The organism is Shewanella sp. 3_MG-2023 (assembly GCF_030548765.1).
Taxonomy (GTDB): Bacteria; Pseudomonadota; Gammaproteobacteria; order Enterobacterales; family Shewanellaceae; genus Shewanella.
On record NZ_JAUOSH010000026.1, the window covers coordinates 15,386 to 32,283 of the forward strand.

Genomic DNA, 16,898 nt, shown 5'->3' on the forward strand with positions numbered 1-16,898 from the left:
GATTTTTCGCCAATATCCACATTAAAAATTGACATAGCCAGTCCCGATATCAGATAAAATTACTAGATCAGATCATCAATCTTTAATAAAGTTTAACTTGACTCAGATTTGCGTAGAAGAGTCAGGACAGAAGCCTAAAAGCTTTTAACACAGTTCTATTTTTAATTACCTATATATTTTTATATCTCCTAATATAGGATTTAAGCACTTTTTGTACTCTTAAACTTTTTGTATGCTTTAATAAAAAATGATCTGTAATCGATTGTAAACTGTAAGGCATAACTAATGACTCTTCGAAGATGAGGGCGTGCCATAAGTTTAATAGCGAATATATAACAAATATTTCCTCCCAAAAAGTGTAAGAACTCATATTTATTAATATCGTCCTCAATACTTAAACTTCCTGCTATTCTTGCAGTAACCATCAAGGAAACAGCTTTCTGCTTTAATTTTTTTTCAGAAAAGTGTAATCGTCTCTGGTTCCAGAAGTTATACATTGATGTCATATGAAAACGACTATTACTCCCGCCTTCATCACAGTAAACTGATGTAGAAAAATTCAAATACTTTACTGATAAATCAGATAGAGCGAGATCAAAAATAAATTGATAATCTTGATGCCTTTTTAAAGACTCGTCAAATGAAATTTCATTACTAATTTTTTTTTGAAAGAAAAAAGAGTTGGTTTGAGGAGGCTTTCCAAAAAGTATATCAGCAGGAAATTGACTTTTATAATCAATTTCTTCTACTGTTATAATTTTTCTCCCCTTAGAAGCCCCCTCATAAACGATATTAGAATATACAAAGTCAGCATTTGCTTCAACGAGGCCATTAAAAGACAACTCTAAATGCTTTTCTAACCAATAATCATCAGAGTCCAGGAAAGCAATATAAATAGAATTAGATAGTTTTACTCCTAAATTTCTTGAGTATGCACCATTCATATTTTCAGTATTTCTTCGATAAATTACCTTTATCTCAGCCTCTTTTATTTCAAGCTGAAGTGCTTTTAATGTATCTTCTAACTTTTTACTATCTGCAGATGCATCATCGACAATTACAATTTCAGAAGGAAGTAATGATTGATGAAGGATACTTTCTATGCACCTTTTGATTTTTGCTGAATCATTAAAATATGGAATTACAACTGATATACTTTCTTTCATATTTAGTCTCAAAGTGTTCTCTAATTTTTTATATAAACAAATCGAATAAGCGAACTTATGCCTAATAACCTATCATAACCTGAACCTTAAGCATTTAAATGTTCCAATATCGACTCTAAGTTGTTGTCTTACCAAGATTTTGATTGTTGGGCTCGACCACAGTTTGTAATGATAAATGTTATTGCCCAACCCAGCTGTCTTCAATTGATTTATTGACTTTCCTGCCAACGATTTCATTACGGGCTCGAACCAACCTTGGGTAAATTTGGCTATTTTAAACATAGATAAACGCACTTTCTTCCGCCTCTGGGCGACAAGGCCGATATAACACTGGATTAATGAACTCAACAGGCTAGCCCAAATCAACCCGGTGACCAGATGTGGTTTACGCGTAACGAATTTTTTTAGGTTGTTGTGACTTTTCCACTCTTTGAATAGCAGCTCAATCTGCCAGCGAATTCGGTACAGTTCATCACATCTTTACTGCTAAACTCCTCACGCGGCAAATTAGTCAGCCACCACAGGTAACGCTTTTCTTTCTTGCGCCAAAACAACACCATGCGGCACTTATGTCGTTGCCACAGAACATCAAGTTAGAGTACCTATGTTCGGACACCACGCCGTTGTTTAAGCTTTTAGCTTGAGTCCTGTCAAGGCTTTAACTTCTTTACCCTTGGCGTTGAGCGCTCGGGTGATCATTGGATTAATTTGCTTGGTAGAACGCATCAGATAGAAGCCATTGTTACGTTCAATATCGGCCATATATTCCAGCCCAACATAGCCTGCATCCGCCAACAGAAGTTTTTAGGTCATTAGTTCCGCTTTGGGCAAGTAGTCGGGTTCTGAAGCCGTGTCGGCCGAAATCCCCATTTTTATTGGCTGCGCATCAGCTATAGACATTGTCATGTGACACTCACCAGCAGGTGAGTAGTCTTTAAATCGATTAGGGAATATCTCAGACAAATCCGGTTAGAGTGCAAAAGAAGAGCCGTCTTACAATAAGACTTGCTCAAAACGCTTAAACTTTTCTAGTAACACCAGGCAAAGCTCTTGCTTGAACAATGCCATGGCTCGGCAAGTTACAGACTGCATAAAATCGGCGAACTCGGCTTTTCGCAGTTGGTTGTGAAATGGCTTGTAAACCACACCTGCACTGGTATCCATATGGATACCGTGAAAGTTTCGATGTAGATCCGCAATGGCGTTGACCTTTCCATCACCCAGTGCAGAAACCAGACTAAAAACGAGCTCCAAAGGATGAATATCACGCAGTCGCTTACAAAAACCTTGTTGCTTGGCAGTTTTATTCAAACAGTTGTCTTAGGTGTTGGCTTGCGTCGATAATGGTCATAGCTTTTGGGTTTGTGATTAGTTTGTCTTTGGCGAATTAACCTGATCACACCAAGAGCATTTTTTATTTTTTTTATATACCTGCGCTAAAGATCTTGTCTATGAATAACCTATAGCTAACTGACTAAAGTTGGTGGTTTTCAGGTGTTGATTACACTTATTTGACCAGTGAAAAAAAATCTCTTCCCTGAAATAATAACTCCAACAGGTACGATTGAATTTCTGATTTTGACTTGTTTTAGCGGAATGCAGTTTCACTAGATTTAAAGCCCAACGCATTAAAATAGCAAGAATACTAGCACCATTCTCATCATAGATTTCCTGCTTATCTTCTTGAAATAATGTGTCTAAAAGCCAATGCTGATTATATTCCGTTTGCCAATGGGCACTAATCGTTGTGCCAAAGGCCTCTGATGTAAGTACTACACTGCTAACATAAAAGTGCGTGTCTATGCTGGTTTTGTTACCCATTTTTCGATGACGCTCTACTGCTATTAATGTATTTAGTTGAGGCCATTTATGTTTATCTCAACGGGTAAAATCAGTGGGCATTAAAACTATATTCGTTTTTCAACTCGGCCATGACCTTTATCTTCTTACGTAAAGCATTCAGCATCTGGGGTATTTTCAATTTAATCAGTAAATTGTGCCTGAACTACGTCGTATAATTTGGACTGATTACCTCTGACTGGTAATATACAATGCCCAACTTCTTTTACAATATAATCAAGTATTTGAACCTGGCAATGCAACGCATCAAATGTCAGTAACTCAGATTTTAAATCAAGACACTTCAACAATTCTTGTACGAGTTTGAATTCACACTTTTTGCTCGCACCTGATTTAGCGCTGAATACTAAATCAGAACCTTTATCATATGAGGTTACCATATGTAATGCAGCGTTTGAGGCTGATGCTTTATTTCCCATTAAAGCTCAGACATTTTTCAATTGCTTTCTGGTGCAAGTTGTAATCGCAAAGCAATATACATGAAGCGAGGTTATTGCTCAGGGTGACAGCATGAGCGCTTAAATTTCAACCAGTCAGTTTAAACCAGTAATTAAAACCTCTTCTAAATATTCTGGCTTCATCCAAGCTAGTTTTTGTTTCATAGGAATACTCCTTTTTGTTGGTTCAACTCGTAACATATTTAGCACGAGTTTGCATAGTAATGACCAATTCTCTGCTGCATGATTCTGATAAATTTCACAATGGTCTTAACCTATTGAAGCATCAAGCACCCAATGTAGACTATTTTCAATAGACCAATGGGAGCGCACTGCATCGGCAAACTTTTGCTCTGATAATTGCGCAGAACTAATATAGTAGCGATAACTTAATATACCTTGCCTATCACAACGTCTATAGCTCATCGCCATACCTATTGAGCGTAAACCTAGCCACTCGCTAAAGTCACCATCTAGCTCGCTGGCACACAGAATATGATAAGCTCTAGCTTCAATCCGACCATGTTTTTTCTCGATAGCAAGCAGCGCTAATGGCCGTTTACATACCGTTGAACATGCCGAAACGATCGCGTCATGCAGTGACTTTTGATCGATTTTACTGCAAGTAAATAATCGCCACCACCATCAATAATTTTTTTGGCAATTTTCGTCTGACAACCCATTGCGTCAATGGTAATCAAACAACCTCTGATATCTAACAACGTTAGAAGCTTGGGAGTCGCTGTTATCTCGTTAGACAGATATCAAGCGAATTAAGAAAGTAAACATCCTTGCTTGTTAAAATTATTCCTAACTACGTTGTGAGTATTGAAGTGAGAACAACTATCTCCTGCAACTCACGCCTTATTAGTAAAAATTTTTCCTGCGCAGTCATTGTTCACTTCTTTAACACGTTTGATATAGCTTCTGTCTTATTTTCCCTTACACAACTTCATTACCAACGGCGAATGCACTGACCATATGAATAGCGTCACTTTTATCTGCTTGATTATATGAACCTCTTAGCCGTTTTCCATCAATGGCAATGATGGCTCCATGTGTTAATTCCTAACAATCATTCATCCACGCAATAAAAGCTTTTTGAAATTCTTTCGGATTCATTGCAGAGAATACACGGGCGATTGTATGGTAAGAAGGAATACCATTTTCATAGTCAGAAAATTTACGTAACCACTCTATATTATCTTCACCAAAATCAGATATTTCGTCCCAACCTTCAGCACCTGCAATGGTTGCTGTAATTGCTAGAAACAAAATTTCAGGCAATTTATGCGTAACTTTCCACTCTTGGCGATGTTCTCTGATTATTGAAATATGATCTAACAAGGTTAATCCATTCATTAGTGGCTTCTCTCTAACTTAAAGAGAAGCATAAGACACAGCTAAATGTGATCTGCTAGTTGATCATTGTGATAAGAATGATCGTGCGATATCTGTCACTTTGTATTTATAATAACACTGTTCGTTTTTTAAGCTCTTCATGATTTAGCACTGGGACTGTACCTGGTTGGCGAAAGTCACGGATAACAAATAGTTGGCTTATCAAAGTTGTTTCAGGCATATACTTCTTCTTAATATAAAAGCAAGTATATGATCACCAAACAACCTGTTCTACAACATGATCCTTTACTAGCAGAAGCTCAATAGAATTAAGTATCAATTTCCCTTGAAAATAAAAACCACAAAAAATCAAATTAAAGATCTTGCTTCGTAATCTTGCACTTGTGCAATTGCATCAAGTTTGAATTTTTTTGAATAGGTTTGCGTATTTTCATTTCAATCTCCAGTTAAATAAATTATGCATTAACTGGGTTAGTCTAATCAATTAAACCACGTCACTAGCCATTAAAACCTGACATACTTTTTCTGTTTTATCTAAAATGGCTTTTGACGAGAAGTGTCTATTTACTACAGCTAAGTTTACATCAACCAATTCATCATCCAATGTTTCAAAGAAACTAATATCTTTAATATTCTTAGTATCATAAACAAATGCGCCTTCTGATAAGTAAAAATCATAAAAGGGGCTTTCACTATTTATATACACTTTCGCCCCCATAGATAACATTACAGCGATATTGCTTCCTGCTTGCTGTCGAGTGTGATTCATAATTACGACCTTACACTCCTTTAAAATATTAAAGTATTCATCTTTACTTACATAATCAACCAGTGGAACAATATCTAAATTTAGATGAGCAAGATCCCTCAATAATTCATTTTTATATCGCTCATTTCCATACGACAAAGGAATATAAATTTTACCACTAAAGTTTAATTCACTTAACTTAAGAAGTATTTCAAAATGATTGTTACATGGGTCAGCAGAGTTACCTAAAAGTAGACTATTAGCAGTGGAAGATAATTTTATATTTTTAGCTAAAATACTTGCAGACATTCCATAATTCCATGATAAGAATTCGAGGCTATGAAATATTTTATTGACTATACAGAACTCAGAAAACAAAACTGGTGCAAAGTATTTAATCTTAGACACAGCCTTTCTTTTATTATTTCTTCTAAAAAAGTTTAGTCCGATTATACTTTTAATTCTTGCCTTAATTCCTTTATTGCTTGTGAGCCATTTTTTTGAATAAGTATAATAAAGATCCTTCTGCATAAGGTCATAATAATCATATCCCATACCAATCCAAACATAATTTAGGCTAGGATTCTCTAATATGAACTTTACGTGTACAGTATTTAAAGAGTGGATAAATACATAATCACAATGGTTAACGTGCTCAATGTATTTTGTTCTCTCGTATAGAATAATCTGAGATACAGTTTTTAAAAACTTATAATCACATTTTTTTTCTAAGCAAACATAAAAATTTTCAATATAAGAAATTTTTCCAAATGTGTTAAATATATTTTCGGTGAATTTGTTATCAATGACTAAGTGAACAAATTTCATAAACCTACCTTTTCAAAGAATTTCCTGACTGCCAATAAAAGCTCAGATACACTTAAAATGCGGAGTGTCAAAAATTAGTGTTTGCAAAGAAATATAAATCAAGCAAGATAATATACTAAAGCCTAAATTTATTTTTTATAATCGGACGTACCATATTCAGTATTTCGCAGAATGAATGAGTTTTCATAATTAAGTTAGTTAATACAAATAAAAAGATGAGCATAACAGATTTCATTAAAAAGTCGAAAAGCAGTTCAAGTTCTAAGAAGTTACTGAACTGGTAAGTCAATAGTGTCGCGATAATCCCAATAACCATTTGCGTAATAATTGGTTTGAAAAACAAAAATGCGCGCATATTCAACTCATTTTTAACGAATAATATATTTAAACTAACCGTCATAAAATTAACTAACACTAACCCATACAGATATATTTCAATACCATTAAAATAGGCATTAATTAAATTGATAGTATGGAGTGATTTTTTTAATAGCTCCAACTTGAGGAAAGCTTTCGAATTTCCTCTGCTACTCAACACGTTCACTAACAAGGAACTGATAGGAATGCCAAACCCACTAAGTACAAGTAATTCCATATACTGTACAGAAGGTAGCCATTTCTCTGAAAATAAGAATATAATTAATTCGTGAGAAGTTAAGTAAAGGCCACCTAATAACAAAAACACTACAAAACACAATATATTAAGGGACTTTAAAATGATTCTTTGAAACTTTGGTAAATCATTTTGTACTTTGCTAAGTATCGGGTACATTACTGACATTAAACTGCCAGATGAATATTGAATCACTAAAGCGTTAAACTGCTTTGCTCTCTGGAAATAACCCAATGTGCTTGCTGGGAATACTTTACCAATTATAAGAAAGTCAATTCGTGTAAAAATTGCATCGAGCATACTAGCTAAAAACATCCTAAAGCCAAATCCCCAGAGCTGTTTTAGTGCTTTAAATGAAAATGATAACGAAGGAAGCCAAGTACTTACTTTCCAAAGTATTAAATTATAAAAAATGCCTTGAGACAAAACTTGAGCGACTAAACTCCAAACCCCTGCACCGTTAAAAGCTAATGCCACACCTACAATACCGCTAAGGAGTGATGATATAAAGCTCAATTTTGTTAGCAATGCATAGTTAAGTTCTTTCCTTAGTCTTATTGCTTGCACACTACTAAAAGCACTGATGACAAATAGAAAGCTGATCACTTGAGCTAATGGAACTAGTGCTTGATTATCATAAAAATCAGCGATGAAACCTGCAGAAAAAAATGTTATGCAAGTTAACATTAGTGCAATACTGACGTTAAAATAGAAAACTGAAGAGTAATGTATAGCTAATACTTTCCTGCGCTGTATTAACGCCCCCCCCAACCCAACATCTGTGAATACTTGTGCTATACCAATCACAACCATCAACATTGCGATAAGACCGAAATCACTTGGTTCAAGCAACCGAGCAAGGAATATAGTTACTATAAATCCCATTCCTTGGGTTGAAAGTTTACCTAAAAAATCCCAGATAAATGCTTTAACACCTTTGGACTTTAAATCATTCATAAGGTGTTACCTATGATTAGCGCAGTACTATCTTTAATGAAATTGATCACTAGAAACACTCTCGCTTACTCATACTTAAATTTCTTTAACATGTCTATTGCGATTTCATTGAAGTTTTCAATTTCTTTTGGTTCGAGTATTTTTTTATATTTTGCAACATTATCTTTATCAATTTTTTCTAAAGTCTTGGACTTCCATTGCAAGAACTCTTTTGGCTCATCATTTTTTTTATAAAAAGATAACATGTGCTGGTCAAAGCTTAAATTTAAATATTCACAAACTTTACTCAGAGTTTCCTCTGGAACAGAGAGTAGATCTTCATATCTGGTAATAAACAATTCACTACCAACTTCTCGCAATACTTTTTCGTTATTTAATACCCATTCACATGCAATATCTTCAATTGATTGAGATAGTGATGGTTTATATATACTTGATATATCATCTTTCTCTATTTGTAAATATGAGCAAGCGACATCACGACCATCTCTTATTAACAATATAAACTTTGCTTTCGGAAATATAGCCTTTAGCTCTAGAATATGGTCAATAAAGTAATTATTCTTATCACCTAAAACTGCAGGATCTTTACCATTGCTTTTAATTTTCGCATATGCCAAATAGACGCATTGGATTGCACATTCATATGATGTAGGTTTATTTTCTAACAATACTTCCAAAATATCTTTCTGTTCAAGATGCCATGTTTCAAATTTTTTTGAGTTAAACACGTCTTCAGAAAAGACTTCGTAAATTTCCTCTTGATCAAAATCTTGTGCCATATACTTATCTGATAGCCAGTGTGCAAATCCACATTCAGGAGGGACAACAATTTCAGGGTGACTGTTGAGCATCAGCCTAAACATTGAAGTACCTGACCTAGGGTTACCTAATACAAAAAACTGAGTTCTATTGTCCATTATACATCCAACTTATTATGTTTGATTTTTTGATATATCTCCGTTGCCAATAAAGTTACAAAGAGACTTTTTACTGTACACTTTAGCCAAATAGCAAATAATGTATTAAAATTTAGGATAAAGTTTTTTTAATTACCATCATAACTTTGGACACATCATCTAAACTCAAATGAGCATGCATAGGTAAGCATAAGATCCCTTCAGAGACGTGATGGCTATTTGGAGAACCATAGTTGAAGTTATCCACAAATATTTTATCTAATGAAGGTGAGAAATAATGACGACTTTGAATATCATTTTTATTTAAAGAATTCATAACTTTTTGCAATTGCAGGGGGTTTTCAAGTTTTATTGGCATATAAGCGCCATTCGCATTAGCTTGCGGGTGCCAAAGAGGCAACTCTACAATATCTTTCAAACCATTGCGGTAAACATCAAACAAGTTTGAACGATGCTCTAAAATATTATCCATTTCATCAAGGTTGACTAGACCTACAGCAGCTTGATATTCATTTAACTTAGCATTTAAACCGACATTAATAACACCTTGCGTAGACTGGATTCCAAAGTTAATTATTTGTTGAGCTTTTTCAAAATTATCTTTATCTTTAAATACGACTGCTCCGCCTTCAATAGTATGAAATACTTTTGTTGCATGGAAGCTCAATGTACTTGCATCGCCGAAATTTAGCACAGATTCATTGCCTATTTTTATTCCAAAAGCATGTGCAGCATCGTAAATAACTTTCACATTTTTTTCATCGCGAATATTATTTAAAGCAATAACATCACAAGGGTTACCATAAACATGAGTAGCAACAATCGTATCTGCTTTACACCCTTTCTTATATGCTGTTTTAACTGATTCAGGACTCAAGTTATAGCTGCTTCTATCTATATCAGCAAAGCAAACTTCATCTTTCTGCCATTTGAAAGCACTCACCGTTGCGATAAAACTAAAAGGAGTAGATAAAATAGACTCAGTTCCTAGGGTTTTCGCAGCCACCTGCAGAGCAGAGGTTCCATTGTTTACTAATAGTAAATTTTTTACACCTAAGTATTCCTCTAGTCTTACTGTTAACTCATTATGCATTGGACCAAAATTCGTATACCAGCCATTATTATTTATTTGTTCCAAGTATTTTTGCAATTTTTTCAAATTTGGTTTTAATGGGGAATTTAAAGCAATCATTTATTTAATTTCCTCACAATTCCACTCAGGAAAATGTTTACAAATATAAACATTTAGCTGTTTCTCAGCTTCAGTATAAACACGAGCATGTTCAGTCATAGTTTCTACCAGCTCGCTAACCATGCCTGCACCAACAGTAATATTACTATGTCGATCAATAATGATAAAAGCGCCCGTTTGTTGCAGATTTGCATATTGATCGATAACTACTTTTTCAGAAAGGCTAACCTCAACCTGCGCAATTTCATTTAAAGCTAATAAAGAAACTTCATTACTGTTTTGAGTCAATGTATTAACATCTATTTTACATTTAAGTTCAGAGACTTTGCCGTAGCAAGATTTAGATGAAAATTTAAAATTATATTCTTTGTTGGCACGCATTGGATTTTCATCCATCCAAACTACATTGGCCTTAAATTGATTTGTGCAAGCAGTTTGTGGGTTTTCATGCACCAGCATATCACCACGAGAAATATCAATTTCATCATTTAATGTCAGGGTGATTGCCATGCCAGGCTGAGCTTGGTCTAATTCGCCATCAAATGTATAGATACTTTTAATTGTTGATTGCTTACCTGATGGAAGTGCAGTTACCTTGTCCCCAACGCTCACTACGCCTGATGCTAATGTGCCACAGAAACCACGAAAATCTAAATTGGGTCGGTTTACATACTGAACAGGAAAACGCATCTCTTCGAGATTTTTGTCTTTATCAACTTTTACTGTTTCTAGTAAACGCATCAAGGTAGCACCTGGGTACCAATCCATTGCCTCACTTTGCGTTACTACGTTATCACCTTTAAGCGCAGAAATAGGTACAAAACGGATATCGTCAATATTAAAACCTTTAGCCATCTCACGGTAATCTGCTTTGATTTTCTGATAAATATCTTGGCTGTAGTCAACTAGATCCATTTTGTTTATAGCAACAATGACATGTTTTAAACCTAGCAAACTGCAAATAAAGCTATGACGACGAGTTTGTGTTTGTATTCCATGGCGAGCATCAACCATCACGATAGCTAAATCACATGTTGATGCCCCCGTTACCATGTTGCGTGTGTATTGTTCATGCCCTGGCGTGTCAGCAATAATGAATTTACGTTTATCCGTCGAGAAATAGCGGTATGCAACATCAATCGTGATACCCTGTTCTCGCTCAGATTGTAAACCATCAACCAATAAGGAAAGATCAAAGTCACCATCCGTTGTATTAAATTTTTGCGAATCTTTTTCTATCGCAGCCATTTGATCTTCATAAATTAATTTACTATCAAATAACAAACGACCAATTAATGTTGATTTACCGTCATCTACACTGCCACAGGTAATGAAGCGTAATAAATCTTTGTTTTCATGTACTTTTAGATATGCTTCGATATCTGTTGCAATTAGTTCTGATGCATGTGACATTTTTTGTTCCATTTTTATATGAATTAGTTAGTTTACTATTTACTCTATGAATAAAAACTTGTTAACACCCTAGAAAGTTTTTTGAATTCAGAAATAGGAAGTTTATTAATACCTGCAGCGGCTTTTCTTCCACCTCCAGTAGCAAATTGGCTACATATTTCATCAGCACCTGTTCTATTATTTAGTGGAGCTCTCACACTGACTAAATAATCTTGTTTGCTTGGATTAAGCGTTAATACCGCATGGGCTCTGTTAGGAAAATTATTTGCCAATTCATTCCCAAATACGCCACTAATACGTCTGGCCCATGCCTCGCAAGGTAATAAATAAAAAGCACTGATATCTGTTGTACTCAAAGCAGTGATCTCTTTAATTTTAAGATAATCCTGTTCATATCCAAATTTTAGAAAATAAAAAGGAGAAGCTAAGTCAGCTTTCAACATTAATGGATCAGAGTATTTTAATAATGATTCATATAATGACTTAGGATCAATATGTAAATCATCTAAACTCGCACCATACCCATTGTAATTAATTAAGGTACCAAGTTCTTTCAAGAAGGCTATTTCACTTTTACTTAATTCATTTTCCTGTGCAAGTTTGTATGCTGTTGATAGCAGATTATCACCAAATGCAGCAGTAATGGCCCAATTTACAAATTTACCATCAAGCTTTTCATTAATTAATAAACTCGTGCACGTTTTTGCACCCAAATCAATTAGAGTTTCTAACAACTTATCTGCAGGAACTTCGCCAGTTCGGTGGTGATCACAATAAAAGATAGATATACCTGATGCTAATAATTTTTTTAATGAGGTTAGATTTTTTTCCATTGAAATGTCTAACACTGTTACAGATGTCACATCATTTTTATATGCAATTTGGTTTAGTAAGGCTATATCACGCTTAACACCTGTAATTAATTGACTTTTTTTAGGTTCAGCTAGGCGTAACTGCAGTAAGGCAATGATTCCATCTGCGTCACCGTTAAATACATCGTAATGCATTATTTTTTACTCTTTAATTTATGCATTAAGCGAATACTTAAATACTCAGATAACCATTTTCACTCAAATAATTTATAACCTGATCAGCACACTCTTCGATTAAATAACGGTCAGTATGAAGGTGTATTTCCGGATTTGAAGGTGCTTCATAATCAGAATCTATTCCAGTGAAGTGTTTTATATCTCCAGCACGCGCTTTTTTATATAAACCTTTAGGATCGCGGGACTCGCAAACTTCGATAGGCGTATCTATGAACACTTCGATAAACTGTCCGTGAGAAACTAATTTTCTTACCTGTTCTCTGTCAGATACAAAAGGTGAAATAAAAGCAGTTAGAACTAGTAAGCCAGAATCAACAAACAACTTTGCTACTTCACCAATTCGACGAATGTTTTCAATACGATCTTGATCGGTGAATGATAAGTCTCTATTTAACCCGTGACGTACGTTATCACCATCGAGCAGATAGCTGTGTTTATTTAATGTTAGTAACTTTCTTTCAACTGCATTTGCAATCGTTGATTTTCCAGAGCCACTTAAACCTGTAAACCAAAGAATAGCTGGTTGTTGCATTTTTAAAGATATTCTTTCTTGGGTGCTCACTGCATGATCATGCCAAACTATATTTTCTGTTTTCTCTGAACCTTCAACATGAAATGCTTTCATTACAAACCTTTAACAATATATCGATTAAAATGGAAAAAACAATGGAATAGTTATAATCGCAACTAAACTATAAACTACCGTTATAGGCCAACCTACTTTGATGAAATCTTTCACTTTGTACCCGCCTGCATTCATCACCATCAGATTAGTTTGATAGCCAAATGGGCTGATGAAAGAGGCGCTAGCAGCATAAGCCACCGCCATTATAAAAGGCATCATATTCAATTGGTATGTCTGAGACAGCGCAATGGCAATAGGTAACATAATTGCGGCAGCCGCACTATTAGTCATTGTTTCTGTCAGTAATACCGTCGTTAAAAACAATCCGATAAACACGATATAAACTGAGTGCCCACTCAACAAATCAAACAACCAACTTGTTAATAGTGATGCTAAGCCAGAGTTTGTAAAGGCAAATGCGATAATCAAAGCAGATACAATCATGACCCACAGGTCAAATGGAAAGCGGCGACGAATAGTGGTACCATCAAAGATATTAGTCACTATGCAACACAAAATGTATAAACTCAGTGTATCTATCAGATTAAATGGGGTTAACACTGCCAATATAATAGATGAGATAAAACCAAATATGGCAAAATTATTCTGTCTTTTCGATAGAGGTTGATTAACTACCTTTCCCGATAAAAGAAAAAAATTCCTAGAAATATTTTGCCGCTTTTTAAAGTCATCCCCAACCGCTAACACTAATTTATCACCAGATAAAATTTTATGTTCGCCTAATTTGCCAGATAAAGATTCACCTTGTCGACTCACGGCGACAACAGCTGCATCAAATCGTGAACGAAACTCAATCTGCTTTAAGGTTTTACCAACAATAACTGATTCAGGGCTAACGATAACTTCCGTCAGATTGCTTGTAGTTAGTTCGTTGCTATCTGCAAAAACAGCTACTTTATCAAGTTGCTTAAGTTGTTTTATCTGTGTTACATCACCAGAAAAAATTAACTTATCACCCATTTCTATCAGATTATCTGGTGAAACAGGTGAGATTAAATGCGAACCACGAACAATCTCAGTTAAGAACAAGCCATCTAATGCGCGTAGTCCATTCTCTTTGACTGTTTTGCCTATTAATTTGCTTTTAAGAAGAACTTCTGCATCAATGAAATAAGCACTACTTTTACTTTTTCGAAGCTCGTACTCAGGCAAAGTAAAGCTCATCAACACTGTTACAATGGAACAAAAAAATAGAATATACAAACCAACCGGTAAAAAAGAAAAAAATGATAAATCAGGTAAGCCTTGTTCTATTAATAAACCATTAATAACTAAATTTGTCGATGTGCCAATAAGTGTTAATGTCCCACCTAAAATAGCAAAATATGAAAGCGGTATTAGTAGCTTTGAAGGTGCATGATCATTATTTCGTAATACAGCCCCCATCAGTGTAGCTACTACAGCAGTGTTGTTTAGTATCGATGAACTAAAAGCGGTAATTAACCCAACACGTACTAAAGAGCCTATCTGAGTTTTATGAAACAGATATTTTGACAGCCAATTTAATAATGATGTTCGCTCAAGTGCTAAAGAAGCAATTAATAACAATAATAATGTAATAACCGATCTATTAACTGCACTATTTAATATAACATTTTGGTCGACCACATCGAAGATATATAGGCAAACTACTGCACCAATAAAGACGAGAGCTGGTTTTATTTTAGTAAACAATAAACAAGCAATTAAAGAGATGAGAACAAAACTTGTTAATAGCATTTTTAGCTCTTATAAAATACAGAAAATAGTCAGAAAAATTTTATTGATAATTTAAAAATATCCTTCGCGTTTTTTCTTTTCCATTGAACCAGAGCTATCATGGTCAATAGCACGTCCTTGACGTTCTGATGTTGTTGTAAGCAACATTTCTTGGATAATTTCAGGCAGGGTTGTCGCTTCAGACTCTACGGCGCCAGTTAATGGGTAACAACCAAGAGTACGAAATCGTACCATTTTTTCTTCTACAACTTCGTCTTCTTTGATCTTCATTCGTTCATCATCAACCATGATCAACATGCCATCACGGTTAACAACGCGTCTAGGTTTAGATAAATATAAACTTGGAATTTCGATGTTTTCTAGGTAGATATATTGCCAAATATCTAGTTCAGTCCAGTTAGACAATGGAAATACACGAATGCTTTCACCTTGATTTACTTTACCGTTGTAAAGATTCCAAAGTTCAGGACGTTGATTTTTGGGATCCCAACGATGATGCTCATCACGAAATGAATATACGCGCTCTTTTGCTCTAGATTTCTCTTCGTCACGACGAGCCCCACCAAATGCGGCATCAAACCCATATTTGTCTAATGCCTGTTTTAAACCTTGTGTTTTCATGATATCGGTATGCTTTGAGCTACCATGCACAAAAGGATCAATCCCCATCTCTATCCCTTCAGGATTTTGGTGAACGATTAGTTTCATACCTATTTTTTCAGCCATGTAATCACGAAACTCAATCATCTCTTTAAACTTCCATGTAGTATCTACATGCATTAAAGGAAATGGAGGTTTACCTGGCGCAAATGCTTTTTTAGCCAAATGCAGCATAACGGATGAATCTTTACCAACAGAGTAAAGCATAACAGGGTTATCGAACTCAGCTGCTACTTCGCGCATAATATGAATTGACTCTGCTTCTAATTGCTTTAAATGAGTTAGTTTTATTGGAGAAATTGGCATTATATTTAATTACCTTAAATCGATGGTTTCAAATAATTTTATAAGTCTAGTTGGCTGTGAAGAAAACAGAATTAATTTACTAATTGCAATAAATATTGGCCATATTCATTTTTAAGCATCGGCTGTGCAAGAGATTTAATCTGTTCACTAGTCAGCCAACCGTTTCTCCATGCTATTTCTTCTAAACATGCTACTTTCAATCCCTGCACATGTTGGATAGTTTGCACGAAATTAGATGCTTCATGAAGACTTTCATGCGTCCCAGTATCTAGCCATGCAAAACCTCGGCCTAATAGTTCAATGTTCAAACTTCCTTCATCCAAATACATCTGGTTTAAGCTTGTTATTTCTAACTCACCACGGTGGGATGGGTTTACCTTTTTTGCTTTTTCAACAACCGTATTATCGTAAAAATAAAGACCTGTGATTGCATAATTAGATTTTGCTATAGCTGGCTTTTCTTCGATACTGACAACTTTCATCTGTTTATCGAATTCAACCACACCAAAACGTTCAGGATCTTTAACATGATAGCCAAATACCGTAGCACCTGCAGAACGGCTGTTTGCTGCTGCAAGAGTTTCGGGAAAACCTTGTCCGTAAAAGATATTATCACCTAGAACTAAACAGACATTATCGTCACCAATAAATTTCTCACCAATAATAAAAGCTTGCGCAAGGCCATCTGGAGTTGGTTGCAATGCATATTCAATATTAATACCAAAATCAGAACCGTCACCCAAAATACGTATAAAACCTTGTTGGTCCTCAGGCGTAGTAATTATTAATATATCTTTAATGCCAGCGAGCATAAGCGTTGATAATGGATAGTAGATCATTGGTTTATCATAAACAGCAAGTACCTGCTTAGATACACCACGAGTAAGAGGATATAACCTTGTACCACTTCCTCCAGCAAGAATAATACCCTTGGTATTTGTTGTACTAACTTTGCTCTTTGTAAATGATGTCATTATTAATGTTCCTTAAAACTTGTTTATAGATTAATAGATCAGTGCTTT

General features: G+C 35.0%; 15 protein-coding genes and 2 pseudogenes. All 17 read right to left on the reverse strand.

Features of this window, described 5'->3' with window-relative positions; all coding sequences use genetic code 11:
• Positions 1–200 precede the first annotated feature (200 nt).
• The 17 genes and pseudogenes from Q4591_RS14660 to rfbA all read right to left on the reverse strand — a co-directional run bounded on the left by Q4591_RS14660 (position 201) and on the right by rfbA (position 16,850).
• A complete protein-coding gene (locus tag Q4591_RS14660; protein ID WP_303461668.1) occupies positions 201–1,166 on the reverse strand; it encodes a glycosyltransferase family 2 protein in 966 nt (321 codons plus the stop codon).
• Between the two features lie 72 nt (positions 1,167–1,238).
• A complete protein-coding gene (locus tag Q4591_RS20175) occupies positions 1,239–1,634 on the reverse strand; it encodes a transposase (RefSeq protein ID WP_368501227.1) in 396 nt (131 codons plus the stop codon).
• 159 nt (positions 1,635–1,793) lie between these two features.
• Positions 1,794–1,928: a hypothetical protein gene (locus Q4591_RS14665; RefSeq protein ID WP_303461670.1), complete on the reverse strand. Its 135-nt coding sequence runs from the start codon at positions 1,926–1,928 to the stop codon at positions 1,794–1,796.
• 231 nt (positions 1,929–2,159) lie between these two features.
• Positions 2,160–2,477: a hypothetical protein gene (locus Q4591_RS14670; protein WP_303461672.1), complete on the reverse strand. Its 318-nt coding sequence runs from the start codon at positions 2,475–2,477 to the stop codon at positions 2,160–2,162.
• Between the two features lie 138 nt (positions 2,478–2,615).
• Positions 2,616–3,436 (reverse strand): annotated as a pseudogene (locus tag Q4591_RS14675) (ISAs1 family transposase); the annotation flags it as partial.
• A gap of 297 nt (positions 3,437–3,733) precedes the next feature.
• Positions 3,734–4,185 (reverse strand): annotated as a pseudogene (locus tag Q4591_RS14680) (ISAs1 family transposase).
• A gap of 346 nt (positions 4,186–4,531) precedes the next feature.
• On the reverse strand, positions 4,532–4,825 hold the full coding sequence (locus tag Q4591_RS14685) for an ISAs1 family transposase (protein WP_303461673.1): 294 nt from the start codon (positions 4,823–4,825) through the stop codon (positions 4,532–4,534).
• A 484-nt stretch (positions 4,826–5,309) separates the two neighbouring features.
• Positions 5,310–6,401 (reverse strand): TDP-N-acetylfucosamine:lipid II N-acetylfucosaminyltransferase, encoded by a 1,092-nt coding sequence (locus tag Q4591_RS14690; RefSeq protein WP_303461675.1) that lies wholly within the window; start codon positions 6,399–6,401, stop codon positions 5,310–5,312.
• Positions 6,402–6,516: 115 nt separating this feature from the next.
• Positions 6,517–7,971 carry a lipopolysaccharide biosynthesis protein gene (locus Q4591_RS14695; RefSeq protein WP_303461677.1) on the reverse strand — a complete coding sequence of 485 codons (1,455 nt, stop codon included), beginning with the start codon at positions 7,969–7,971 and terminating at the stop codon, positions 6,517–6,519.
• A gap of 65 nt (positions 7,972–8,036) precedes the next feature.
• Positions 8,037–8,891, reverse strand: coding sequence for a sulfotransferase (locus Q4591_RS14700; RefSeq protein ID WP_303461679.1), 855 nt, complete (start codon positions 8,889–8,891; stop codon positions 8,037–8,039).
• Positions 8,892–9,003: 112 nt separating this feature from the next.
• Complete coding sequence (locus Q4591_RS14705) at positions 9,004–10,083, reverse strand: DegT/DnrJ/EryC1/StrS family aminotransferase (protein ID WP_303461680.1); 1,080 nt, start codon at positions 10,081–10,083, stop codon at positions 9,004–9,006.
• Positions 10,084–11,496 (reverse strand): sulfate adenylyltransferase subunit CysN, encoded by a 1,413-nt coding sequence (gene cysN, locus Q4591_RS14710; protein ID WP_303461724.1) that lies wholly within the window; start codon positions 11,494–11,496, stop codon positions 10,084–10,086.
• Between the two features lie 44 nt (positions 11,497–11,540).
• Positions 11,541–12,503, reverse strand: a complete 963-nt coding sequence (locus Q4591_RS14715; RefSeq protein ID WP_303461682.1) for a DHH family phosphoesterase — start codon at positions 12,501–12,503, stop codon at positions 11,541–11,543.
• Positions 12,504–12,540: 37 nt separating this feature from the next.
• Positions 12,541–13,170 (reverse strand): adenylyl-sulfate kinase, encoded by a 630-nt coding sequence (gene cysC / locus Q4591_RS14720; RefSeq protein ID WP_303461684.1) that lies wholly within the window; start codon positions 13,168–13,170, stop codon positions 12,541–12,543.
• A 24-nt stretch (positions 13,171–13,194) separates the two neighbouring features.
• Complete coding sequence (locus tag Q4591_RS14725; RefSeq protein WP_303461686.1) at positions 13,195–14,910, reverse strand: SLC13 family permease; 1,716 nt, start codon at positions 14,908–14,910, stop codon at positions 13,195–13,197.
• Positions 14,911–14,961: 51 nt separating this feature from the next.
• Entirely contained in the window at positions 14,962–15,876 is a 915-nt protein-coding gene (gene cysD / locus Q4591_RS14730; RefSeq protein ID WP_303461688.1) for a sulfate adenylyltransferase subunit CysD, read from the reverse strand.
• 71 nt (positions 15,877–15,947) lie between these two features.
• Positions 15,948–16,850, reverse strand: a complete 903-nt coding sequence (rfbA, locus tag Q4591_RS14735; RefSeq protein ID WP_303461691.1) for a glucose-1-phosphate thymidylyltransferase RfbA — start codon at positions 16,848–16,850, stop codon at positions 15,948–15,950.
• Positions 16,851–16,898 lie beyond the last annotated feature (48 nt).